Below are 21,307 nucleotides of genomic sequence, written 5' to 3' on the forward strand. Positions count from 1 at the left end.
AAACTTGCTCGCGAATAAGGCAGTTCAGCCGCTGACGATTTAGCGGATGTACCGGCCTCTTCGTGAGCAAGCTCACTCCCACCATTCCAGCAGCGCGCCAGAGATTTCCGAGTCAACCCAAACTCTGTGGGAGCGAGCTTGCTCGCGAAGACTTATTTTCACTCACCAAGAAACGCCGCCCCCCTTCACCGCCCTCTTAAACCCAGCTCTCCTCCCCGACACAAAATGTTTCCCCTTTCCTGACGCCCGATATACTTTTCGCCATCGCCGTTAATCGGCCGAAAAGGGACGTCGTCGCGTGCAATGGATTCTTCTGCTGGCCGGTCTGGTAATCGGGGCGCTTCTTGATGAGTCGCTGTTGGGCGGCGCTGTCGGTGCGGTTGTCGGCCTGGCCGCGGGCTTGAGCCTCCGGCTGACTGCGTTGTCACGCGAAACGGCCGCGCAGAAAGCCGAACTTGCCAAGACCCGGCTGGATCTCAACGTCGTCCAGCAACGCCTCAGCCAGTTGGACTCCGCCGCCGCACAATTGCCGGATGCGCCCGTGTCGGCGCCGTTGAATGTTCAGCCCATCGCAGACGACGGCCCGGAACTGCTGTGGGACCTTCCGGACCTCGAGCCCGCGGCCTCGGATGTCAGCGATTCGGAATGGCGTCGGCCTCAGCAGCCGCCAGCCCCTGCAGCCCCGAGTTATGAGCCCGCTTCTGCGCCCGCTTCCGCCCAGCCCAATCTGTTCGACAGCGCCCTTCTGCGTGCTAAAAACTGGCTGCTGGGTGGCAACACCGTGCTGCGGGTCGGCGTGGTGTTGCTGTTTCTCGGTCTGGCGTTTCTGCTGCGCTACGCCACTGAGGGCATGGTCGTTCCGATCGAGGCCCGCTATGCCGGCGTCGCTTTGGCAGCGTTGGCGCTGCTGGGTCTGGGTTGGTGGCTACGGCAACGCAATGAATCCTTCGCGCTGATGCTGCAGGGGACCGGCGTCGCGGTGCTGTACCTAACCGTGTTCGCCGCTATGAAAGTCCACACCCTGCTGGCGCCGGGGATGGCGTTCAGCCTGCTGGTCGCGGTCACCGTGTTTTCGGCGATCCTTGCCGTCACGCAAAATTCCCTGGCCCTCGCCTGCGTCGCGGCGCTGGGTGGATTTGCCGCACCACTGCTGACGTCCTCCGGCGAGGGCAGCCACGTCGCGCTGTTCAGTTATTTCGCCCTGCTCAACGCGGGCATCTTCGCCATCGCGTGGTTCAAGGCCTGGCGCCCGCTTAACCTGATCGGCTTCATCGGCACGTTCGGGATCGGTTTCGCCTGGGGCATGGACGCTTACACGCCCGAGCTGTTCTGGAGTACCGAGCCGTTCCTGATTCTGTTCTTCCTGATGTACCTGGCCATCGGCCTGTTGTTCGCCCGACGCAAGCTGCAAGAACACGCCGCCGGGCCCGACGACGACAGCCGGGAAGCCACCCTGCGCTGGTCCGCGCGCCAGACCCACTACGTCGATGGCAGCCTGTTGTTCGGCACGCCTATCGTCGGTTTCGGCCTGCAATACGCCCTTGTTCGACACATTGAATTCGGCGCTGCGTTGAGCGCACTGGCGCTTGGCTTGCTGTACATGGGCATCGCTCGACTTCTGACCGGGCGCGCACCGGGTCGGGCATTGCTGCTGGTCGAAACGTGCCTGTCACTGGGCGTTGTGTTCGGCACCCTGGCGATTCCCCTTGGCCTGAGCGCGCAATGGACGACGGTGGCCTGGGCCGTCGAAGGCGCGGCCGTGTTCTGGCTCGGCATGCGACAGAACCGCTTGCTGGCGCGGGGTTTTGGCTTGCTGCTGCAACTGGGCGCCGGGATCGCGTTCCTGGGAGTGGTCGGTCGCTGGTATGTGCCGACGTTCAATCAGGGGGATTTCTGGACCCCCTTGATCATCGCACTCGCTGGTCTGGTCAGCGCGTTCTCCGCGGAGCGCATCGGGACTTTACGTCTGTCGCTAAGCAAGCGTGTATTGCAACCTGCGTTGCTGATGTGGGGAACGCTTTGGTGGTCCGTAGCGCTGTTCATCATGACTGACTACGTAGCAGGCCCGAACGTGTTCTCGACGTTGCTGGTGCTGGGCGCCGTTAGCGCTGGGCTATGGACCATGGCAGCCCTGCGCCTGAACTGGACCGGAGTTGCTCAACTGTCCACGCTGCTGACGCCGATGAGCGCGGTGTTGCTAGCGCTGATGAGTTTCAGTTCCTACTACAACCCTGCTGCCGATTGGGGCTGGCTGGGCTGGATCGCAGTGTTTGCGGTTCACCTGTGGTCTTTGAAGCGGCTCGACAACATGCTGCTTCCGCGCTTGCGCAGTGCGGCCCACGTCATCGGCTGCTGGCTGATCATCGGCGTGCTTTCGTTGCTGCTTCGTTATGGATTGCTGGTGCTGTCGGAGTCTTATAACGCCTGGCGCTGGCTGGGCTGGGCGTTGTTGCCGAGCCTGTACTTGCTGGCGATGACGGCATCCCGCACGTGGCCCTGGCCTGTTCGGGCGTACCCGCGCGAGTACCGTGTCTGGGCTGCCGCGCCGCTGGCGGGGTTGATGCTCGGCTGGTTCTGGCTGGCGAACGGGTTCAGCGAAGGCGCTGCCGATCCCCTGCCCTATCTTCCGCTGCTGAACCCGCTGGAACTGGGCTTGCTGATCACGCTGACCGGCATCGTCAGCTGGACCCGCCAGCACCTCCCGCAATTGGGCGTCAGCGTGAGGCGTGCTCAAAAAACGGCGCTGGTCATTGCCGGCGCATCGTTGTTTGCACTGATCACCGCCATGGTCCTGCGCACGGCCCATCACTGGGCCGGCGTGGCCTGGTACCCCGACGCGCTGTTCGAATCGATGCGTGTGCAGGCCGGGCTTTCCATCGTCTGGACGCTGATGGCCCTGGCACTGATGATCGGCGGCCACCTGCGCGCCCGCCGGGACCTGTGGATTGCCGGCGCCGCGTTGATCGGGGTCGTCGTGGCCAAACTATTCTTCGTCGAGCTGAGCAATCGTGGCGGTCTGGAGCGAATCATTTCCTTTATCGGCGTTGGCGTTCTGTTGCTGGTGGTGGGATATTTCGCCCCCTGCCGCCCCGGCATCCGGCCCGAGACCAGGGTTCGACCGATACGGATGTTGCGGACCGGGCATCGAAATGAAGCGCGTAAGGAGTGTTCAGTTGAGTCGTCAGTTCATCGTCAAGGCCGCCCTGCTCGCCCCGTTGCTGGGCTCGCTACTGTGCGCGGCAACGCTCAGTCAGGCCGAGGATCTGCCGGATGATTTCACCACCCATGCGCCGCTGACCGTCACCGGTGAAGGGCCTTGGTATCGGCTGGAATTGCCCCTCGGCGTGCAGTTGAACGCGCGCCAAAGCACTCTCAACGACGTGCGTGTTTTCAATGCAGACGGCCAGGCCCAACCCTACGCAATCACCCAAAGCCCGCCCCAGCGTGCGGCCGACGCCAGCCCCGTCTCGGTGAAGTGGTTCCCGCTGTACAACAGCGATGGCGCCAAAGACGCCGAGCCGAAAATCCGCGTCGAACGCACGCCCAACGGCACGCTGGTGGAGGTTCAGCCCCAGGGCGAGATTGAGGCGGGCGAAGAGATTCTGCGCGGCTGGCTGCTCGACACCAGCGCGATCGACGCGCCGCTGGATCAACTGATTCTGGACTGGAGCAGCGAGCGCGACGGTTTTCAGCGGTTCGGCATCGAGGCCAGCGACGACCTCCAGCATTGGCAGCGCTGGGGCGAGGGTCAGGTGGCGAGGCTGTCATTTGCTGAAGAGCTGGTTGAGCAGCGCGTCGTCAATCTGCCGGGACGCAGCGCTCGCTATCTGCGTCTGCTGTGGAAATCGCCGCTGTCCGCGCCGACGCTGAACGCCGTGCAACTAATCAGCACTCAACCCGGCGTGCTGCCGTTGAGCTGGTCACCGGCCATCAATGGTCGCGTCGAAAAACCTGGCGTGTATGTGTGGCAACTGCCGGTGGCTCTGCCGCTGGAACGCATGCGGATCAACATTGCGCAGCCCAACAGCCTCGCGCCCGCCACGCTGTATGGGCGTCGTGACAGCAACGCGCCATGGCAGATGATCGACAACGGCCTGCTTTATCGGCTCAGCCAGAATGGTCAGGACGTTGTGCAGGACGAAATGGAGCTGCCCGGCAATGTCGTCCAGCAGCTGAAACTTGAGGTGGATGACCGTGGCGGCGGCCTGGGTAAGGACGCGCCAGCGCTGAGTTTTGCCGTGCGCGCCACACAACTGGTGTTTCTCGGACGGGGCGCGCCGCCTTACAGCCTGGCGGTTGGCAATGCCACCGTAAAAAGCGCGGCGCTGCCGCTGGCGACGCTGATTCCCGGCGTCAGCCCCGAGAAGCTGGCAGCACTGGGCATCGCGTCCATGGCCTCCACACCGGTCGCGCCGGTTGCTGCGGCTGCACCCGTGGAGGCCAGTGGTCCCGACCTGAAACGCATCGGTTTGTGGGCGGTGCTGATAATCGGGGTGGTTTTTCTGGCCTGGATGGCGCTTGGCACACTGCGCGGGTCTCGTAGCAAGTAACGCGCAAAATAACGCGCCAACCTACGCGCCAAATTATAAGTGTCGGGGTGATGACGCTGAATCGATCCGGGATCGAAAAAATTGCAGACGATGGCCGCCGATTCGTCACCCCGTTCGCGCTACGCTTAACGTACAACCGATGCGACCGGGTGCGACGATCCCTTGTGGGACCGGCTTCAGCCGGGAAGGCGTCGGTCGTCACGCTGCAAGATTTGTGGTGTCCACACTGGCCTCTTCCCGGCTAAAGCCGGTCCCACTAGGATGTAGCCCGTGAACTGAATCACTACCTAACCGGTCTGACAGGCAGTATTAAATCTCCGCTCACGCTAGACTGTGCGCGTTTTTATCCCCCATTTCGGAGCTCTCCATGTCCCGCGTTACCTTGAGTCGTTATCTGATCGAGCAGACCCGCACCAACAACACCCCTGCCGATCTGCGCTTTCTGATTGAAGTGGTGGCGCGTGCGTGCAAGGAGATCAGCCACGCGGTATCCAAAGGCGCCCTGGGCGGCGTACTCGGCAGCATGGGCACCGAAAACGTGCAGGGTGAAGTGCAGAAGAAACTGGACGTGATGTCCAACGAGATTCTGCTCGAAGCCAACGAATGGGGCGGTCACCTGGCCGGCATGGCGTCCGAAGAAATGGACAATGCCTACCAGATCCCTGGCAAATACCCGAAAGGCGCTTACCTGCTTGTGTTCGACCCACTGGACGGTTCGTCCAACATCGACATCAACGCGCCGGTCGGCACGATCTTCTCGGTGCTGCGCTGCCCGAACGAGTACCTGAGCCAGAACGAAGCACTGAACGAGAAGGCTTTTTGCAGCCAGGCACCCAGCAAGTCGCCGCCGGTTACGCCATCTACGGCCCGCAGACCATGCTGGTGCTGACCCTGGGTGACGGCGTCAAAGGCTTCACCCTGGACCGCGAAATGGGCAGCTTCGTCCTCAGCCACGAAGACATCCAGATCCCGGAGTCCACTCAGGAATTCGCCGTCAACATGTCCAATCAGCGTCACTGGGAAGCCCCGGTCAAGCGCTATGTCGAAGAGTTGCTGGCTGGCGAAGACGGCCCGCTGAAGAAGAACTACAACATGCGCTGGGTCGCGGCGATGGTTGCTGATGTACACCGTATCCTGACCCGTGGCGGCCTGTTCATGTACCCGCGTGACTCCCGCGAGCCTTCCAAGCCGGGCAAGCTGCGCCTGATGTACGAAGCCAACCCTATGTCGTTCCTGGTTGAGCAAGCTGGCGGCGCGTCGACCGACGGCCATCAGCGCATCCTCGACATCCAGCCCGAAGGCCTGCACCAGCGCGTGGCTGTGTTCCTGGGCTCGAAAGAAGAAGTCGAACGCGCAACGGCGTATCACAAGGAATAAGGTTCTGAATGGCCGCTTTAAGCGGCCATTATCTTTTCAATGTCAGCGCTGATTGACGCATTGAGCAGCAGCGCGTGTCTGTAGGAGCCGGCTTGCTGGCGAATGCAATGGGCCAATCGCCGCCTGGTTGCCTGTCCCGACGAGTTCGCCAGCAAGCCGGCCCCTACAGAAATGTATCGATGCTGAATTCGCCGTTATCATCATCTGCTGATTTTAGGCGCTGCGACGCTGCCCCCATCGGATTCAGGAGCTTCATCTCATGTCTTTGCGCACTCTCGCGGTGTTGTCGTTCTGCGTATTGCTGGCGGCCTGCAGCAAGGTCACCCAGGAAAACTACTCGAAAATCTCCGCTGGCATGTCGAAGGCGCAGGTCGAGCAGTTGCTTGGCAGCCCGACCGAATGCTCCGGCGCGTTGGGCATGTCCAGCTGCACGTGGGGCGATGCGAAGACGTTCATCAGCGTCCAGTACGCCGCCGACAAGGTTGTGCTGTTTTCCGGGCAGGGCCTTAAATGAGCATTCGTCAGGCATTGAAGATCGGCGCTGTGGCGCTGGCAGCAGTGTGGATCAGCGCCTGTGCGACGAAGCCTGAAACTGAATCCATGGCGCCGAAGACGGTCGATCATGTCGACCTCAAGCGCTACCAGGGCACGTGGTACGAGGTGGCGCGGCTGCCGATGTTCTTCCAGCGCAACTGCGCGCAGTCCGAAGCGCACTACACGCTGAAGGATGACGGGAATATTGCCGTCACCAACCGCTGCCGCACCATTGAGGGCAAGTGGGAGGAAGCAACCGGGACGGCTTCGCCGCAAATCAAAGGCAAGACCGACAAGTTGTGGGTCGTGTTCGATAACTGGTTCTCGAACCTCTTCCCCGGTGTGGCGAAGGGCGACTACTGGGTGCTGTACGTGAGCCCCGACTACAAAGTAGCGCTGGTGGGCAGCCCGAACCGCAAGTTCCTGTGGCTGCTGTCGCGCACCCCTCAAGTGCCGGACTCAGTGCGTAACGACCTGCTGATGAAAGCGCAGCAACAGGGTTACGACACCACCAAGCTGATCTGGCGGGTGGCGGATTCGAAGGTGGGCAAGGCGGATTGACCCTTCGCGAGCAAGGTGATGCTTCACCTTGCTCGCGAAACTACTATCCATTCACTGCAGCGCATCAGCCCAGCAATTCTCGCAGCACCTGAGCGAACGCGCGGCTGGTCTGCGCTTCGTCGTCGTGGTGGCCGTCGCGGATCACCCAGCGGCCATTGACCATCACATCCTTGATCTGGCGATCACTCCCGGCGAACAGCCAGCGATTGAGAATGGCATCATCGGATGCCGTCGCCAGATACGGGTCGTTGCCATCGAGCACCAGCCAGTCCGCCCGTTTGCCTACTTCCAGCACACCCACCGGTTGCCCCATCGCTTGGGTACCGCCCACCAGGGCTGCGTCGTACAGCGTGCGTCCGACCATCGGTTGATCAGGCCGGTACAGACGATTACGGCGCTGGTCGCGCAGACGCTGGCCGTATTCCAGCCAGCGCAATTCTTCGACCACGCTCAGCGACACATGGCTGTCGGAACCAATGCCCCAGCGCCCGCCCTGAGCGATGTAATCCACCGCCGGGAAAATCCCGTCGCCCAGGTTCGCTTCGGTAGTTAGGCACAGTCCTGCGATCGCACGACTTTTCGCCATCAACGCCACTTCGTCCGGCTCGGCATGGGTCGCATGCACCAGGCACCAGCGCCCATCGACCTCGACGTTTTCATACAGCCACTGCAACGGCCTGCGACCGCTCCAGCTCAGGCAGTCATCGACCTCCTTCTGCTGCTCGGCGATATGAATGTGGATCGGGCATTGGGGGTCGCTGGCGGCTGTCACGTCGCTGATCTGCTGTGGGGTCACGGCGCGCAACGAGTGAAAGCAAAGCCCCAGGGCCTGAGCCGGCTGCTTACCGATGATCGGCTTCAGACGGGACTGCAAATCCAGGTAACTGTCGGTGCTGTTGATGAACCGGCGCTGCCCTTCGTTCGGGGTCAGACCGCCAAAGCCGGAGTGGCTGTAAAGCACCGGCAGCAGGGTCATGCCGATGCCAACCGAACTTGCCGCCTGACTGACCTGCAGCGCGAGTTCGGCAGGGTCAGTGTAAGGTTTGCCGGTGGTGTCCTGATGGACGTAGTGAAATTCGGCGACCGAGGTGAAGCCGCCCTTGAGCATTTCGATGTACAGCTGCCGCGCGATGACGCCAAGCTGTTGCGGACTGATCTGCCCGACGAGGCGATACATCAGGTCGCGCCAGGTCCAGAAACTGTCATTGGGATTGCCGGCCACTTCCGCCAGGCCGGCCATGGCGCGCTGAAAAGCGTGGGAGTGCAGATTGGGCATGCCCGGCACGACCGGCCCGTTGAGCACCTCGGCGTCAACGCGTTCGGCATTGGACTGAACCTGGCTCAGCAAGCCGTCGGCGCTGACCTCGAAACGTACGTTAGTGGCCCAGCCGGTGGGCAATAGCGCGCGTTCGGCAAAGAAAACGGACATGACTCGGCACCCCATGCTTGAAATTGTCTATACATATACAGACGTTTATACGGCCGGTAAACTGCGCCGCGCTTGTCGGCCCACGTGTTAATGGTTAGCGTGAACGCTGTAACCTCTCTCGCCTGAATAACGCCATAACAAGGATTTCTCTGTGCCGACTCCACCTGCCCATTTGCCGCTGGCTTCCCAGATGGGTGACAGTCCGGCGCCGCTCTACGCCAGGGTGAAGCACATGATCACCCAGCAGATTCAGAACGGCACCTGGCCGCCGCATCACCGCGTGCCGTCCGAGAGCGAACTGGTGACGCAGCTGGGCTTCAGCCGCATGACCATTAACCGCGCCCTGCGCGAGATGACCGCCGAAGGGCTGTTGGTGCGCATGCAGGGCGTCGGCACTTTCGTCGCCGAGCCCAAGACTCAATCCGCGCTGTTCGAAGTGCATAACATCGCCGATGAGATCGCCGCCCGCGGACATACCCACACTTGCCAGGTGATTATTCTGACCGAAGAAGCTGCCGGCTCCGAACGCGCGCTGGCGCTGGACATGCGTGAAGGCCAACGGGTGTTTCACTCGCTGATCGTGCATTTCGAAAACGATATTCCCGTGCAAATCGAAGACCGCTTCGTCAACGCCCTGGTCGCGCCGGATTACCTGCAGCAGGACTTCACCCAACAAACGCCCTACGCTTATCTGTCCCAGGTCGCGCCGCTGACCGAGGGCGAGCACGTGGTCGAGGCGATTCTCGCCGAGCCCGACGAGTGCCAGTTGCTGCAGATCGAGAAGGGCGAGCCGTGTCTTCTTGTGCGCCGGCGCACCTGGTCCGGCCGCCAACCGGTGACCGCCGCACGCCTGATCCACCCCGGCTCACGCCACCGCCTGGAAGGACGCTTCAGCAAATGACTCAACTGACTGTTCTGCGCGCCGCTGACTACCGGCGCATGCCCTGGAAAAACGGTGGCGGCAGCACTGAAGAAATTACCCGCGATGCCGGAAAAGGACTGGAAGGTTTCGGCTGGCGGTTGTCCATCGCCGACATCGCCGAGTCAGGTGGCTTTTCGGTGTTCGCCGGTTATCAACGCATCATCACGGTGCTGCAAGGCGCAGGCATGACGCTGAATATCGATGGCAGAGATAGCGAGCCACTGCTGCCCTCCGATCCGTTCGCGTTCAGCGGCGACAGCGCGGTGTCATGCACGCTGCTCGACGGCCCGATACGCGATTTCAACCTGATCTACTCGCCTGCCCGCTACCGCGCGCGCCTGCAGTGGATCGACGTGATGCAGCCGCAGCGGTTTTTCAGTTCGGCTGACGTTTTTCTGATGTTCAGCACCGCTGAGCAGATGGCCGCCAACATCGGCGAGCATCCGCCGCAATTGCTCGAACAACATGACTGCTTACAATTGGACAATGCCCCCGGCGCGCTAGTGGAAGCGGTGCTCTACGCTCCACGCGCCAGCCGCGTCTGCGTGATCGAGCTGTCGCGCGTCTGAGTCCCGCCGCCCCTGTGTTAGATTGCGTTTTTTCGCCAGCACACAGGGACGACCATGACGACGCTCAACAACAAAGAAAGCCCACGAGCCCTCGCCATTCTTGCCAGTTTCCTTGCATCGGAATCAGCAGGCGGCCTTGTACTGATGGGCGCCGCCCTCGCGGCGATCGTCGTTGCCAACTCCCCCTCGCCCCCACGTATTTCGCCGCACTGCAAAGTGTCTGGGGCGGGTTGTCGATCGAGCTGTGGATCAACGACGGGCTGATGGCGATCTTCTTTCTGATGGTCGGTCTGGAAATCAAACGCGAAGTATTGGCCGGCGGTCTCGCCAGCTGGGGTCAGCGTGCGCTGCCCGGTTTTGCAGCAGCGGGCGGCATGCTGGTGCCAGCGCTGATCTACATCGGCGTCAATATGGGCAACGCCGAAACCCTGAGCGGTTGGGCGATTCCGGCGGCCACCGACATCGCTTTCGCCCTCGGCGTGCTTTCGTTGCTGGGCAAGCGGGTGCCGACGTCGTTGAAGGTTTTTCTGGCCGCGCTGGCGATTCTCGACGACCTGGGCGCCGTTACCATCATTGCGCTGTTTTACAGCACCGGCCTGAACATGCCGATGCTCGGCGCCTCGTTCGCGACGCTGGCCGTGCTGGTCATCATGAACCGCATGGGCGTGCAGCGATTGCTGCCGTACCTGCTGCTCGGTCTGTTGTTGTGGTTCTTCGTGCTGCAATCAGGCGTGCATGCAACGCTGGCCGGTGTAGCTCTGGCGCTGTGCATTCCGTTGGGCACGCGCAAGGAAGAAGCCCGCTCGCCGCTGCTGTTTCTTGAAGAGAAAATGCACTACTGGGTGGCGTTCGCGGTGGTGCCGATTTTTGGCTTCGCCAACGCAGGCGTGTCCTTGTCGGGCATCACGTTGGGCAATCTGGTAGACCCGGTGCCGCTGGGCGTGGCACTGGGGTTGTTTGTCGGCAAGCAGATCGGCGTGTTTCTCGCGGCGGTGCTGGCCATCCGGTCCGGTCTGGCGACACTGCCGGAAGGCAGCAACTGGACGCAGCTGTATGGCGTGGCCCTGCTCTGCGGGATCGGGTTCACCATGAGCCTGTTCATCGGCAACCTGGCATTCCCGGGCGCCGCGCATCTGATCGATGAAGTGAAAGTAGGCGTGTTGCTCGGCTCAATCGCGTCGGCGCTTGCCGGGGTGTGGCTGTTGCGCAGCAAGCTGGCTCAGCGCTGATTAGCACTGAGACCACCCTGATATATCCAGCGCTACCGATCATGTGGGAGTGAGCTTGCTCACGAAGATGGCGGTACATCCGCTACATCTCCGCGGCTGAAATGGCCTCTTCGCGAACAAGCTCGCTCCCACAGGTCGTGTGTCAGCGCACGAGGTTCTGTTACCCCTAGCCACGCACCGCACTGGGGCGCGCGCACCGAAAAGTAACAATTTCCTTCCTGTGGCCGCTTCTGCGCTTTTCGATATCCCGACTCACTCACCTTCGGAACGACCGGGCCAGCGCGGCCCAACGGCTTTTCTGCGCCCGCAAAACCAACATTGGCCCCTTGGTTGCATATGCTTGTATGTACAAGTAAGCATGAGTCAGCACGAGGCCATCGAGCCCGGTCCGGATCACAGCGGCAGCACTCACGCAGAACCTTATTCCACGTTCGTCACGGACCCCGCGTCCAGGCCGGATTGATCATCGAGGATTGTTAAGTGACTACTGACCACACCCCCTGCTCAGCAATGGACCAAACGCCGCGATGTCGAAATCCGCGCAGCCCGTGGCACGCAACTGACCGCCAAGAGCTGGATGACCGAGGCGCCATTGCGGATGTTGATGAACAACCTCGACCCGGAAGTCGCCGAGAACCCGAATGAACTGGTGGTCTACGGCGGTATCGGTCGTGCAGCGCGTAACTGGGAGTGTTACGACAAGATCGTCGAGAGCCTCACGAACCTGAACGACGACGAAACCCTGCTGGTGCAATCCGGCAAGCCGGTCGGCGTGTTCAAGACTCACAGCAACGCGCCCCGCGTGCTGATCGCCAACTCCAACCTGGTGCCGCACTGGGCCAGCTGGGAACACTTCAACGAACTGGATGCAAAAGGCCTGGCGATGTACGGCCAGATGACCGCCGGCAGCTGGATCTACATCGGCAGCCAGGGCATCGTTCAAGGCACCTACGAAACCTTCGTCGAAGCCGGTCGCCAGCATTACGACGGCAACCTTAAAGGCCGCTGGGTGCTGACCGCAGGACTGGGCGGCATGGGCGGCGCGCAGCCACTGGCTGCCGGCATGGCGGGCGCCTGCTCGCTGAACATCGAATGCCAGCAAAGCCGCATCGATTTCCGCCTGAAAACCCGCTATGTCGATGAGCAAGCCACGGACCTCGACGACGCCCTCGCCCGCATCGCCAAATACACTGCCGAAGGCAAAGCGATCTCAATCGCCTTGTGCGGCAACGCAGCGGAGATCCTTCCGGAAATGGTCCGCCGTGGCGTACGCCCGGACATGGTCACCGACCAGACCAGCGCCCACGACCCGCTTAACGGCTACCTGCCCAAAGGCTGGAGCTGGGAGCAGTACCGCGAGCGCGCCGCCACTGAGCCTGCCGCCGTGGTCAAGGCCGCCAAGCAGTCCATGGCCGAGCACGTCGAAGCCATGCTGGCGTTTCAGAAAATGGGCGTGCCGACGTTCGATTACGGCAACAACATCCGTCAGATGGCCAAGGAAGTCGGCGTGACCCATGCCTTCGACTTCCCCGGTTTCGTCCCCGCGTACATTCGTCCGCTGTTCTGCCGCGGCGTCGGTCCATTCCGCTGGGCCGCGCTGTCGGGCAATCCTGAAGACATCTACAAGACCGACGCCAAAGTCAAAGAGCTGATCCCGGACGACGCACACCTCCACAACTGGCTGGACATGGCCCGTGAGCGCATCAGCTTCCAGGGTCTGCCGGCACGCATCTGCTGGGTCGGCCTGGGCCAGCGCGCCAAGCTGGGCCTGGCCTTCAACGAAATGGTCCGCAGCGGCGAGCTGTCGGCGCCGGTGGTGATCGGTCGTGATCACCTGGATTCCGGCTCCGTCGCCAGCCCGAACCGCGAGACCGAATCGATGCAGGACGGCTCCGACGCCGTATCCGACTGGCCGCTGCTCAACGCGCTGCTCAACACCGCCAGCGGCGCGACCTGGGTATCGCTGCACCATGGCGGCGGCGTCGGCATGGGCTTCTCGCAGCACTCGGGCATGGTCATCGTCTGCGACGGCACCGATGAAGCCGCCGAGCGCATCGCCCGCGTCCTGCACAACGACCCGGCCACCGGTGTGATGCGTCATGCCGATGCCGGGTATCAGATCGCGATCGACTGCGCCAAAGAGCAGGGGTTGAACCTGCCGATGATCGACTGACACTTCAGCGGCCATTGCGCCAAACCCTGTGGGAGCGAGCTTGCTCGCGAAGACTGAATCTCAGACGCAGTTGATGCTGCGGATGTACCGGCCCCTTCGCGAGCAAGCTCGCTCCCACAGGTCCGCGCAGAAATGTGCCTGACGACTAGAGCTTCCAAAACCGTCTTGGGGATCTTCGCAATGGCTATTCCAGATGATCGTGCTGCACCTGCTTCCGTGATCGAGCGGCGTTCGATCGATTACATCCCTGATGCCGAACGACACGGGCGTCTGTTCAGCCAGTTCACCCTCTGGCTGGGCGCCAACCTGCAGATCACCGCGATCGTCACCGGGGCGCTAGCCGTGGTGCTGGGCGGCGATGTGTTCTGGTCGCTGATCGGGTTGTTCATCGGTCAGCTCATCGGCGGTGGCGTCATGGCGCTGCATGCGGCGCAGGGCCCGAAGCTCGGTCTGCCGCAGATGATTTCCAGCCGGGTGCAATTTGGCGTCTACGGCGCGGTGATTCCGCTGGTGCTGGTGTGCCTGATGTACATCGGCTTTTCCGCCAGCGGCTCGTTGCTCGCAGGGCAAGCGGTGGCGCAACTGATCAACGTGCCGGACTGGCAGGGCGTGGTGATCTTCGCCGCCGCCATCGTGGTACTGACCATTCTCGGCTACCGGGTCATCCACATGATCGGCCGGGTCGCCAGCCTCATCGGCGTGATCGCCTTCGTTTACCTGTTCGCTGCGCTGCTGGCAGGCAACGACGTCGGCGCTCTGCTGGGCAACAAGCATTTCTCGCTGAGCAGCTTCCTGCTGGCGATCTCGTTGTCGGCGTCCTGGCAGATTGCCTTTGGCCCTTATGTCGCGGACTACTCCCGCTACCTGCCGCGCAGCACATCCGCCGGCAAAACGTTCTGGGCGGTGGGCCTGGGTTCGGTGATCGGCGCGCAGGCGTCCATGGTCTTCGGCGTGTTCGCGGCGGCACTGGCGGGCAAAAATTTCGCTCATCACGAGGTCTCGTTTATCGTCGGCCTTGGCGGGACCGGCGCAGTCGCGGCAGCGCTGTATTTCAGCATCGCGTTCGGCAAGGTGACCATCACCACGCTCAACGCCTACGGCAGCTTCATGTCCATTGCCACCATCGTCAGCGGCTTTCGCGGCAACCGGCACATCTCCAGCGCGCTGCGGCTGACGTACATCTTCGCCATGGTCGGCATCGCCACGGCCCTGGCGCTGCTGGGCAAGGACTCGTTCCTCAAGGACTTCTCGGCGTTCATCCTGTTTCTCCTGGCGTTCTTCACGCCGTGGAGCGCGATCAATCTGGTGGATTTCTACTGCATCACCAAAGAGCGCTACGACATCCCGGCGCTGTCGGACCCGAACGGTCGCTATGGCCGCTGGAACGGGATGGGCATCGGGATATACGTGTTGGGCGTGCTGATTCAAATGCCGTTCATCTCCACGCATTTCTACACCGGCCCACTGGTGGCGAGCCTCGATGACACTGACATCTCATGGATCATCGGTCTCATCGTGCCGGCTGTGCTGTACTACGTGGCGGCGAAGATGTGGCCGGGCAACGTGGTCGATCGTTTGATCCTGCCAACGGAGCAAAACGCGTCTCCCGCAAGCGGCACCGTTGCTCCTGCGCACGTCGAGGTGAACTGACCGTTCGTCATGCACGTCTGTTGCAGGGGGCATGCTGGAGAGAGAAGCGGGAAAAGGCCGACAAGTGCCTCTCCCCTTGGCTGGAAGCCGTCTGTTTTCGCTACTGCCGTCATCCACTACAAGACCGGAGCGTCACTCAATGAACACGAAAAAGGCCCTGCTATCCACGTTGCTCACCGCGGGCGTGCTCGCCAGTGGCGCCAGTCAGGCTGCGGGATGGTGCGAGTCCGGCAAACCGGTGAAATTCGCCGGTCTGAACTGGGAAAGCGCAATGCTGCTGACCGATGTGCTGCAAGTTGTGCTGAACAAGGGCTATGGCTGCGAAACGGACAGCCTGCCGGGCAACTCCATCACCATGGAAAACGCCCTGAGCACCAATGACATTCAGGTGTTTGCCGAAGAGTGGGTAGGCCGCAGCGAAGTCTGGAACAAGGCTGAAGCCGCCGGCAAAGTGGTCGGTGTCGGCGCGCCAGTGAAGGGCGCGGTGGAAGGCTGGTACGTGCCGCGTTACGTGATCGAAGGCGACGCCAAGCGCAAGCTGGAAGCCAAGGCACCGGACCTGAAGTCCATCGCCGATCTGGGCAAATACTCGGCACTTTTCAAGGACGCTGAAGAGCCGGAGAAAGGCCGCTTCTATAACTGCCCGGCTGGCTGGACCTGCGAGCTGGAAAACAGCGAGATGCTGAAAAGCTATGGCCTGGAAAGCAAGTACACCAACTTCCGCCCAGGCACCGGACCGGCGCTGGATGCGGCGATTCTGTCCAGCTACAAGCGTGGCGAGCCGATCCTGGCTTACTACTGGTCGCCAACGCCGCTGATGGGCCAGGTGGACATGGTGCGTCTGGAAGAAAAAGCCGGCGTGGACAAGACCATCGAGATCAAGGTCGGCCTGTCCAAGGCGTTCCACGAGCAGGCGCCTGAACTGGTGGCAGTGATGGAAAAGGTCAATATCCCGATCGACCTGCTCAACCAGAACCTGGCGCGCATGACCAAGGAGCGCATCGAGTCGCCGAAGCTGGCGAAGATCTTCCTCAAGGAACACCCGGAAGTGTGGCATCAGTGGGTGAGCGAGGATGCGGCGAAGAAGGTGGATGCTTCGCTGTAAACCTTGATCCGGGTGCCGCGCTACGGCGGTACACCGAACCTGTAGGAGTGAGCTTGCTCGCGATGACGTCGGCACACCCACCATCGTTGGTGGCTGACAAATTGCTATCGCGAGTAAGGTGGAGCGCCACCCCGGTCACTCCTACAGGAATCAGTACCACCTACTTGATCGAGAAAACCTATGTTCCCCGAAAGCTTCACGTTCTCCATCGCCGACTGGGTCAATGACTGGGTCGATAAGCTGGTCACCAACTACGGCGACGTGTTCCGGCACATCTCCGACACGCTGCTGTGGGCCATCGTTAAGCTCGAAGGTCTGCTGCGCGTTGCGCCGTGGTGGCTGCTGCTGGCCATCGTCGGCCTGATCGCCTGGCACGCGACCCGCAAGATCACCACCACAGTCGTCATCGTCGGCCTGCTGTTTCTGGTCGGAGCCGTAGGCCTGTGGGACAAGCTGATGCAGACCCTGGCCCTGATGCTGGTCGCCACGCTGATCTCGGTGATCATCGGCATACCCCTCGGCATTCTGTCAGCGCGCAGCAATCGCCTGCGTTCGGTGCTGATGCCGCTGCTGGACATCATGCAGACCATGCCCAGCTTCGTGTACCTGATTCCGGTGCTGATGCTGTTTGGTCTTGGCAAGGTCCCGGCGATCTTCGCCACGGTCATCTACGCCGCGCCGCCACTGATTCGCCTGACCGATCTGGGCATTCGTCAGGTGGATGGCGAAGTCATGGAAGCGATCAACGCATTCGGCGCCAACCGCTGGCAACAACTGTTTGGCGTGCAACTGCCGCTGGCCCTGCCGAGCATCATGGCCGGGATCAACCAGACCACGATGATGGCGCTGTCGATGGTGGTGATCGCCTCGATGATCGGTGCGCGCGGCCTGGGCGAAGACGTGCTGGTCGGCATCCAGACCCTCAACGTCGGACGCGGCCTGGAAGCGGGCCTGGCCATCGTCATTCTGGCGGTCGTGATCGACCGCATCACGCAGGCCTACGGCCGCCCACGGCATGAGGCGAACAAATGAGCGTCGAGACTATCAATCCAGCGAGCTCGGGCAATCCGCTTGGCACGGGCAGTCCAGATAGCACGGACGGCAAAATCGTCGTCAAGAACGTGTACAAGATCTTCGGCAACCGCGCCAAAGATGCATTGGCCATGGTTCAGAACAACCAGAGCAAGGATCAGGTACTCGCGCAGACCGGTTGCGTGGTCGGCGTGAACGACCTGTCGCTGTCCATTTCCAGCGGCGAGATTTTCGTGATCATGGGCCTGTCCGGCTCCGGCAAATCGACCCTGGTGCGCCACTTCAATCGTCTGATCGACCCTACCAGCGGCGAGATTCTGGTCGATGGCGAGAACATCCTGACCTACGACATGGAAGCGCTGCGCAACTTCCGTCGGCACAAGATCAGCATGGTGTTCCAGAGCTTCGGCCTGCTGCCGCACAAGACCGTGATCGACAACGTCGCCTACGGCCTGACCGTTCGTGGCGAAAGCAAAGCGCAATGCGCCGAGCGCGCGCAGCACTGGATCACCACGGTGGGGCTGAAGGGCTACGAGAAAAAGTACCCGCATCAGCTTTCCGGCGGCATGCGTCAGCGTGTTGGCCTGGCCCGGGCGTTGGCGGCTGACACCGACATCATCCTGATGGATGAAGCGTTCAGCGCCCTCGACCCGCTGATCCGCGCAGAGATGCAGGACCAGTTGCTGGAGCTGCAATCGAGCCTGAAGAAAACCATCGTGTTCATCACCCACGACCTCGACGAAGCCGTGCGCATCGGCAATCGCATTGCGATCCTCAAGGACGGCCGGCTGATTCAGGTTGGCACGCCGAAGGAAATCCTCTACTCGCCTGCCGACGATTACGTTGATCGTTTCGTGCAGCGGCGCGTGGCGACTCTCTAAGGACGCTGTGGTCATGTCGCGAGCAGAACAGATCATCATCGGCGAAGGCCCGCTCAGCTGGCGGGATGTGACCGCGGTTGCCCGTCATGGCGCGACGCTTTCGTTGTCGGAAGCCGCCTGGGCGCGGATCGACAACGCCCAGGCGATTGTGCAGCGCATCGTTGCCAGCGGCGAACGCGCCTATGGCGTGAACACCGGCCTCGGCGCCTTGTGCAATGTATCGCTGGCGGGCGAGCAACTGGGCCGACTGTCGCGCAATACCCTGCTCAGCCATGCTTGCGGCGTTGGCCCGGCGTTACCGGACGAGCAGACCCGCGCGATCACCTGCGCCGCGATCATCAACTACAGCCAAGGCAAGTCCGGGATTCATCGTCAGGTGGTCGAGGCCTTGCTCACCCTGCTCAATCGACGCATCACCCCCAAGTGCCGTCCCAGGGTTCGGTGGGTTACCTCACGCACATGGCGCACATCGGCGTCGCGCTGCTCGGCGTGGATCAGGTCAGCTATCGCGGGCAGGTGATGTCGGCGTTGCAGGCGCTCAGCGAAGAAGGCCTGTCGCCGGTGGAGCTTGGCGCAAAAGACGGGTTGTGTCTGGTCAACGGCACGCCGTGCATGACCGGCCTCAGTTGCCTGGCCGTCGCCGACGTGAATCGCCTGATGCAGTGGGCTGACGTGATCAGCGCCATGACCTTCGAGGGCCTGCGCGGCCAGCTCGACGCTTTCGACGAAACCATCATCGCGCTCAAGCCGCACCCCGGCATGCAGCAGGTCGGCAAAAACCTGCGCGGCCTGCTCGCCGGCAGTGAAGTGCTCGCCAACAGTCAGGGTATCCGCACCCAGGACGCCTTGAGCATCCGCTCTATTCCGCAGGTCCACGGCGCCACCCGCGACCAGCTGGCCCACGCCACACGGCAGATCGAGATCGAGCTGAATTCCGCCACCGACAACCCGCTGCTGCTCGGCACGCCCGAGGCGTATCGCGTGGTTTCCCAGGCCAACCCACACGGCCAGTCCGTGGCGATGGCCGCTGACTTGCTGGCGATCGCCATGGCCGAACTGGGCTCGATTGCCGAGCGACGGCTGGACCGTTTGATCAACCCGACGGTCAGCGGGCTTCCGGCGTTTCTGGTCAGCCAGCCGGGGGTCAATTCCGGGATGATGATCACCCAATACGTCGCCGCCTCGTTGTGCGCGGAAAACCGCCAGCTGGCACAACCGGCGGTCATTGATAACTACGTGACGTCCGGCCTGCAGGAGGATCATCTGAGCATGGGCACCAGCGCCGCCTTGAAGCTGCACAAGGTGCTGGAAAACGTGACGCAGATCCTCGCGATCGAGTATTTGCTGGCCGCCCAGGCGTTCGAGTTCTTCAAGGGCCCGCGCTTTGGCGTCGGCACTGAAGCGGCGTGGCGTCTGCTGCGCGAGCGCGTGCCGGCCTACGACGAAGACCGCTGGCTGGCCCCGGACATCGCCAGCAGCGTGACCCTGCTGAAGAACGAAGAATCATTGGAAACCGTATTCCAGCGCTGCCGCGATTACGCGGCGCAGGCTCACCCCGACACCGACAACAACGGTCGCAGCGCAAGCGCCCCCGCGCAGGACAGGCAGGAGCCGGTTCAGCGCAGACGACCGATATCCATTCAGGAGTAGCAGCATCGTGACCGACACCCAACAGGCGACCCCGCTGAATCTGATCCCCGGCCAATTGAGCCTCGCCCAGTTGCGCGCGATTTATCAGCGGCCGGTTACGCTGACCCTCGACGCCAGCGCCAATCGGCAGATTGAAGACAGCGTGGCCTGCGTCGAGCAGATCCTCGCGGAGAACCGCACCGCCTACGGCATCAACACCGGTTTCGGCCTGCTGGCGTCGACGCGCATTGCCAGCGCCGACCTCGAGAACCTGCAGCGTTCGCTGGTGCTGTCTCACGCTGCGGGCGTTGGCGGGCCGATCAGCGATGAGCTGGTGCGCCTGATCATGGTGCTCAAGGTCAACAGCCTGAGCCGGGGTTTCTCCGGGATTCGCCGCCAGGTCATCGACGCGCTGATCGCCCTGATCAACGCCGAGGTTTACCCGCACATTCCGCTCAAGGGTTCGGTCGGTGCCTCCGGAGACCTCGCTCCATTGGCGCACATGTCGCTGGTGCTGCTGGGCGAAGGCAAGGCGCGCCACAAGGGCGAATGGCTGAATGCTGTGGAAGCGCTGGCGATTGCCGGGCTCACGCCGCTGACGCTGGCGGCCAAAGAAGGCCTGGCGCTGCTCAACGGCACGCAAGTGTCGACGGCCTACGCGCTGCGCGGCCTGTTTGAAGCCGAAGACCTGTTCGCCGGCGCCCTGAGCTGCGGCGCGCTGACTGTTGAGGCGGTGCTTGGCTCCCGCGCGCCGTTCGACGCGCGCATTCATGCGGCACGGGGTCAGCGCGGCCAGATCGACTCGGCTGCCGCCTATCGCGAGCTGCTCGGCGACGGCAGTCAGGTCTCCGACTCTCACCGCGACTGCGACAAGGTTCAGGACCCCTACTCCCTGCGCTGCCAGCCACAGGTCATGGGCGCCTGCCTGACCCAACTGCGTCAGGCCGCCGAAGTGCTGGCGATCGAATCCAACGCGGTGTCGGACAACCCGCTGGTGTTCGCGGCCGAAGGCGAAGTGATTTCCGGCGGCAACTTCCACGCCGAACCCGTTGCCATGGCGGCCGACAACATCGCCTTGGCCATCGCTGAAATCGGCTCGCTGAGTGAGCGTCGCATCTCGCTGATGATGGACAAGCACATGTCGCAACTGCCGCCGTTCCTGGTGGCCAACGGCGGCGTGAATTCCGGCTTCATGATTGCCCAGGTGACGGCCGCGGCGCTGGCCAGTGAAAACAAGGCGCTGTCCCACCCGCACAGCGTCGACAGCCTGCCAACCTCCGCCAACCAGGAAGACCACGTGTCGATGGCGCCCGCCGCTGGCAAGCGCTTGTGGGAAATGGCGGAGAACACTCGCGGCGTGCTGGCTGTAGAATGGCTGGCTGCGTGTCAGGGTCTGGACTTGCGCAACGGTCTGAAGACCTCCGAAAAACTGGAAATCGCCCGCACCACGCTGCGCGGCAAAGTCCCGTTCTACGAGAAAGACCGCTTCTTCGCCCCTGATATCGAGGCCGCCATCGAGCTGCTGGCTTCCAACTGCCTGAGCGACCTGGTTTCTGCTGACCTGCTGCCGAGCTTCTGATCGGGACAGGCCAGGATGGCCTGTCGTTGAAATGAGTGTGGGGTTACCCCCTGTAGGAGTGAGCTTGCTCGCGATGCAATAGGTCAG

The 21,307-nt window shown here is 62.3% G+C and carries 13 protein-coding genes and 3 pseudogenes; 15 read left to right on the forward strand and 1 reads right to left on the reverse strand.

What is annotated here, in order from left to right:
• Nucleotides 1–298 precede the first annotated feature (298 nt).
• The 5 genes and pseudogenes from JN403_RS02440 to JN403_RS02460 all read left to right on the forward strand — a co-directional run bounded on the left by JN403_RS02440 (nucleotide 299) and on the right by JN403_RS02460 (nucleotide 7,022).
• Nucleotides 299–3,274 carry a DUF2339 domain-containing protein gene (locus JN403_RS02440; protein WP_205485052.1) on the forward strand — a complete coding sequence of 992 codons (2,976 nt, stop codon included), beginning with the start codon at nucleotides 299–301 and terminating at the stop codon, nucleotides 3,272–3,274.
• Nucleotides 3,204–4,550 carry a DUF3999 domain-containing protein gene (locus tag JN403_RS02445; protein ID WP_240356924.1) on the forward strand — a complete coding sequence of 449 codons (1,347 nt, stop codon included), beginning with the start codon at nucleotides 3,204–3,206 and terminating at the stop codon, nucleotides 4,548–4,550. Before JN403_RS02440 ends, JN403_RS02445 begins: the two co-directional genes overlap by 71 nt.
• A gap of 367 nt (nucleotides 4,551–4,917) precedes the next feature.
• A pseudogene (locus JN403_RS02450) lies at nucleotides 4,918–5,927 on the forward strand (class 1 fructose-bisphosphatase).
• A gap of 259 nt (nucleotides 5,928–6,186) precedes the next feature.
• Entirely contained in the window at nucleotides 6,187–6,441 is a 255-nt protein-coding gene (gene bamE / locus JN403_RS02455) for an outer membrane protein assembly factor BamE (protein WP_122533960.1), read from the forward strand.
• A gap of 86 nt (nucleotides 6,442–6,527) precedes the next feature.
• Nucleotides 6,528–7,022 carry a lipocalin family protein gene (locus tag JN403_RS02460; protein ID WP_240356926.1) on the forward strand — a complete coding sequence of 165 codons (495 nt, stop codon included), beginning with the start codon at nucleotides 6,528–6,530 and terminating at the stop codon, nucleotides 7,020–7,022.
• 64 nt (nucleotides 7,023–7,086) lie between these two features.
• Here JN403_RS02460 and JN403_RS02465 read toward each other — a convergent pair whose 3' ends face one another.
• Nucleotides 7,087–8,451: a formimidoylglutamate deiminase gene (locus JN403_RS02465; RefSeq protein ID WP_205485056.1), complete on the reverse strand. Its 1,365-nt coding sequence runs from the start codon at nucleotides 8,449–8,451 to the stop codon at nucleotides 7,087–7,089.
• Between the two features lie 190 nt (nucleotides 8,452–8,641).
• Here JN403_RS02465 and hutC point away from each other — a divergent pair, with 190 nt between their 5' ends.
• From hutC to hutH (JN403_RS02515), 10 genes and pseudogenes are all read left to right on the forward strand, one after another.
• A complete protein-coding gene (gene hutC, locus JN403_RS02470; RefSeq protein ID WP_205487208.1) occupies nucleotides 8,642–9,352 on the forward strand; it encodes a histidine utilization repressor in 711 nt (236 codons plus the stop codon).
• Nucleotides 9,349–9,942 (forward strand): HutD family protein, encoded by a 594-nt coding sequence (locus tag JN403_RS02475; RefSeq protein ID WP_205485058.1) that lies wholly within the window; start codon nucleotides 9,349–9,351, stop codon nucleotides 9,940–9,942. The genes hutC and JN403_RS02475 overlap by 4 nt, the downstream gene beginning before the upstream one ends.
• A 54-nt stretch (nucleotides 9,943–9,996) precedes the next feature.
• A pseudogene (nhaA, locus tag JN403_RS02480) lies at nucleotides 9,997–11,171 on the forward strand (Na+/H+ antiporter NhaA).
• 487 nt (nucleotides 11,172–11,658) lie between these two features.
• Nucleotides 11,659–13,344 (forward strand): urocanate hydratase, encoded by a 1,686-nt coding sequence (gene hutU, locus JN403_RS02485; protein WP_205487209.1) that lies wholly within the window; start codon nucleotides 11,659–11,661, stop codon nucleotides 13,342–13,344.
• A 180-nt stretch (nucleotides 13,345–13,524) separates the two neighbouring features.
• Entirely contained in the window at nucleotides 13,525–14,994 is a 1,470-nt protein-coding gene (locus tag JN403_RS02490; protein ID WP_205485060.1) for a cytosine permease, read from the forward strand.
• Between the two features lie 139 nt (nucleotides 14,995–15,133).
• Nucleotides 15,134–16,099, forward strand: a complete 966-nt coding sequence (locus JN403_RS02495; RefSeq protein WP_205485062.1) for an ABC transporter substrate-binding protein — start codon at nucleotides 15,134–15,136, stop codon at nucleotides 16,097–16,099.
• 180 nt (nucleotides 16,100–16,279) lie between these two features.
• Nucleotides 16,280–17,131: a proline/glycine betaine ABC transporter permease gene (locus tag JN403_RS02500; protein ID WP_074890829.1), complete on the forward strand. Its 852-nt coding sequence runs from the start codon at nucleotides 16,280–16,282 to the stop codon at nucleotides 17,129–17,131.
• Nucleotides 17,128–18,012, forward strand: coding sequence for a glycine betaine/L-proline ABC transporter ATP-binding protein (locus tag JN403_RS02505; protein ID WP_240356787.1), 885 nt, complete (start codon nucleotides 17,128–17,130; stop codon nucleotides 18,010–18,012). The genes JN403_RS02500 and JN403_RS02505 overlap by 4 nt, the downstream gene beginning before the upstream one ends.
• 13 nt (nucleotides 18,013–18,025) lie before the next feature.
• Nucleotides 18,026–19,662 (forward strand): annotated as a pseudogene (hutH, locus tag JN403_RS02510) (histidine ammonia-lyase).
• A gap of 34 nt (nucleotides 19,663–19,696) precedes the next feature.
• Nucleotides 19,697–21,220: a histidine ammonia-lyase gene (hutH, locus tag JN403_RS02515; RefSeq protein WP_205487211.1), complete on the forward strand. Its 1,524-nt coding sequence runs from the start codon at nucleotides 19,697–19,699 to the stop codon at nucleotides 21,218–21,220.
• Nucleotides 21,221–21,307 lie beyond the last annotated feature (87 nt).

The organism is Pseudomonas sp. 15A4 (genome assembly GCF_016925575.1).
Taxonomy (GTDB): domain Bacteria; phylum Pseudomonadota; class Gammaproteobacteria; order Pseudomonadales; family Pseudomonadaceae; genus Aquipseudomonas.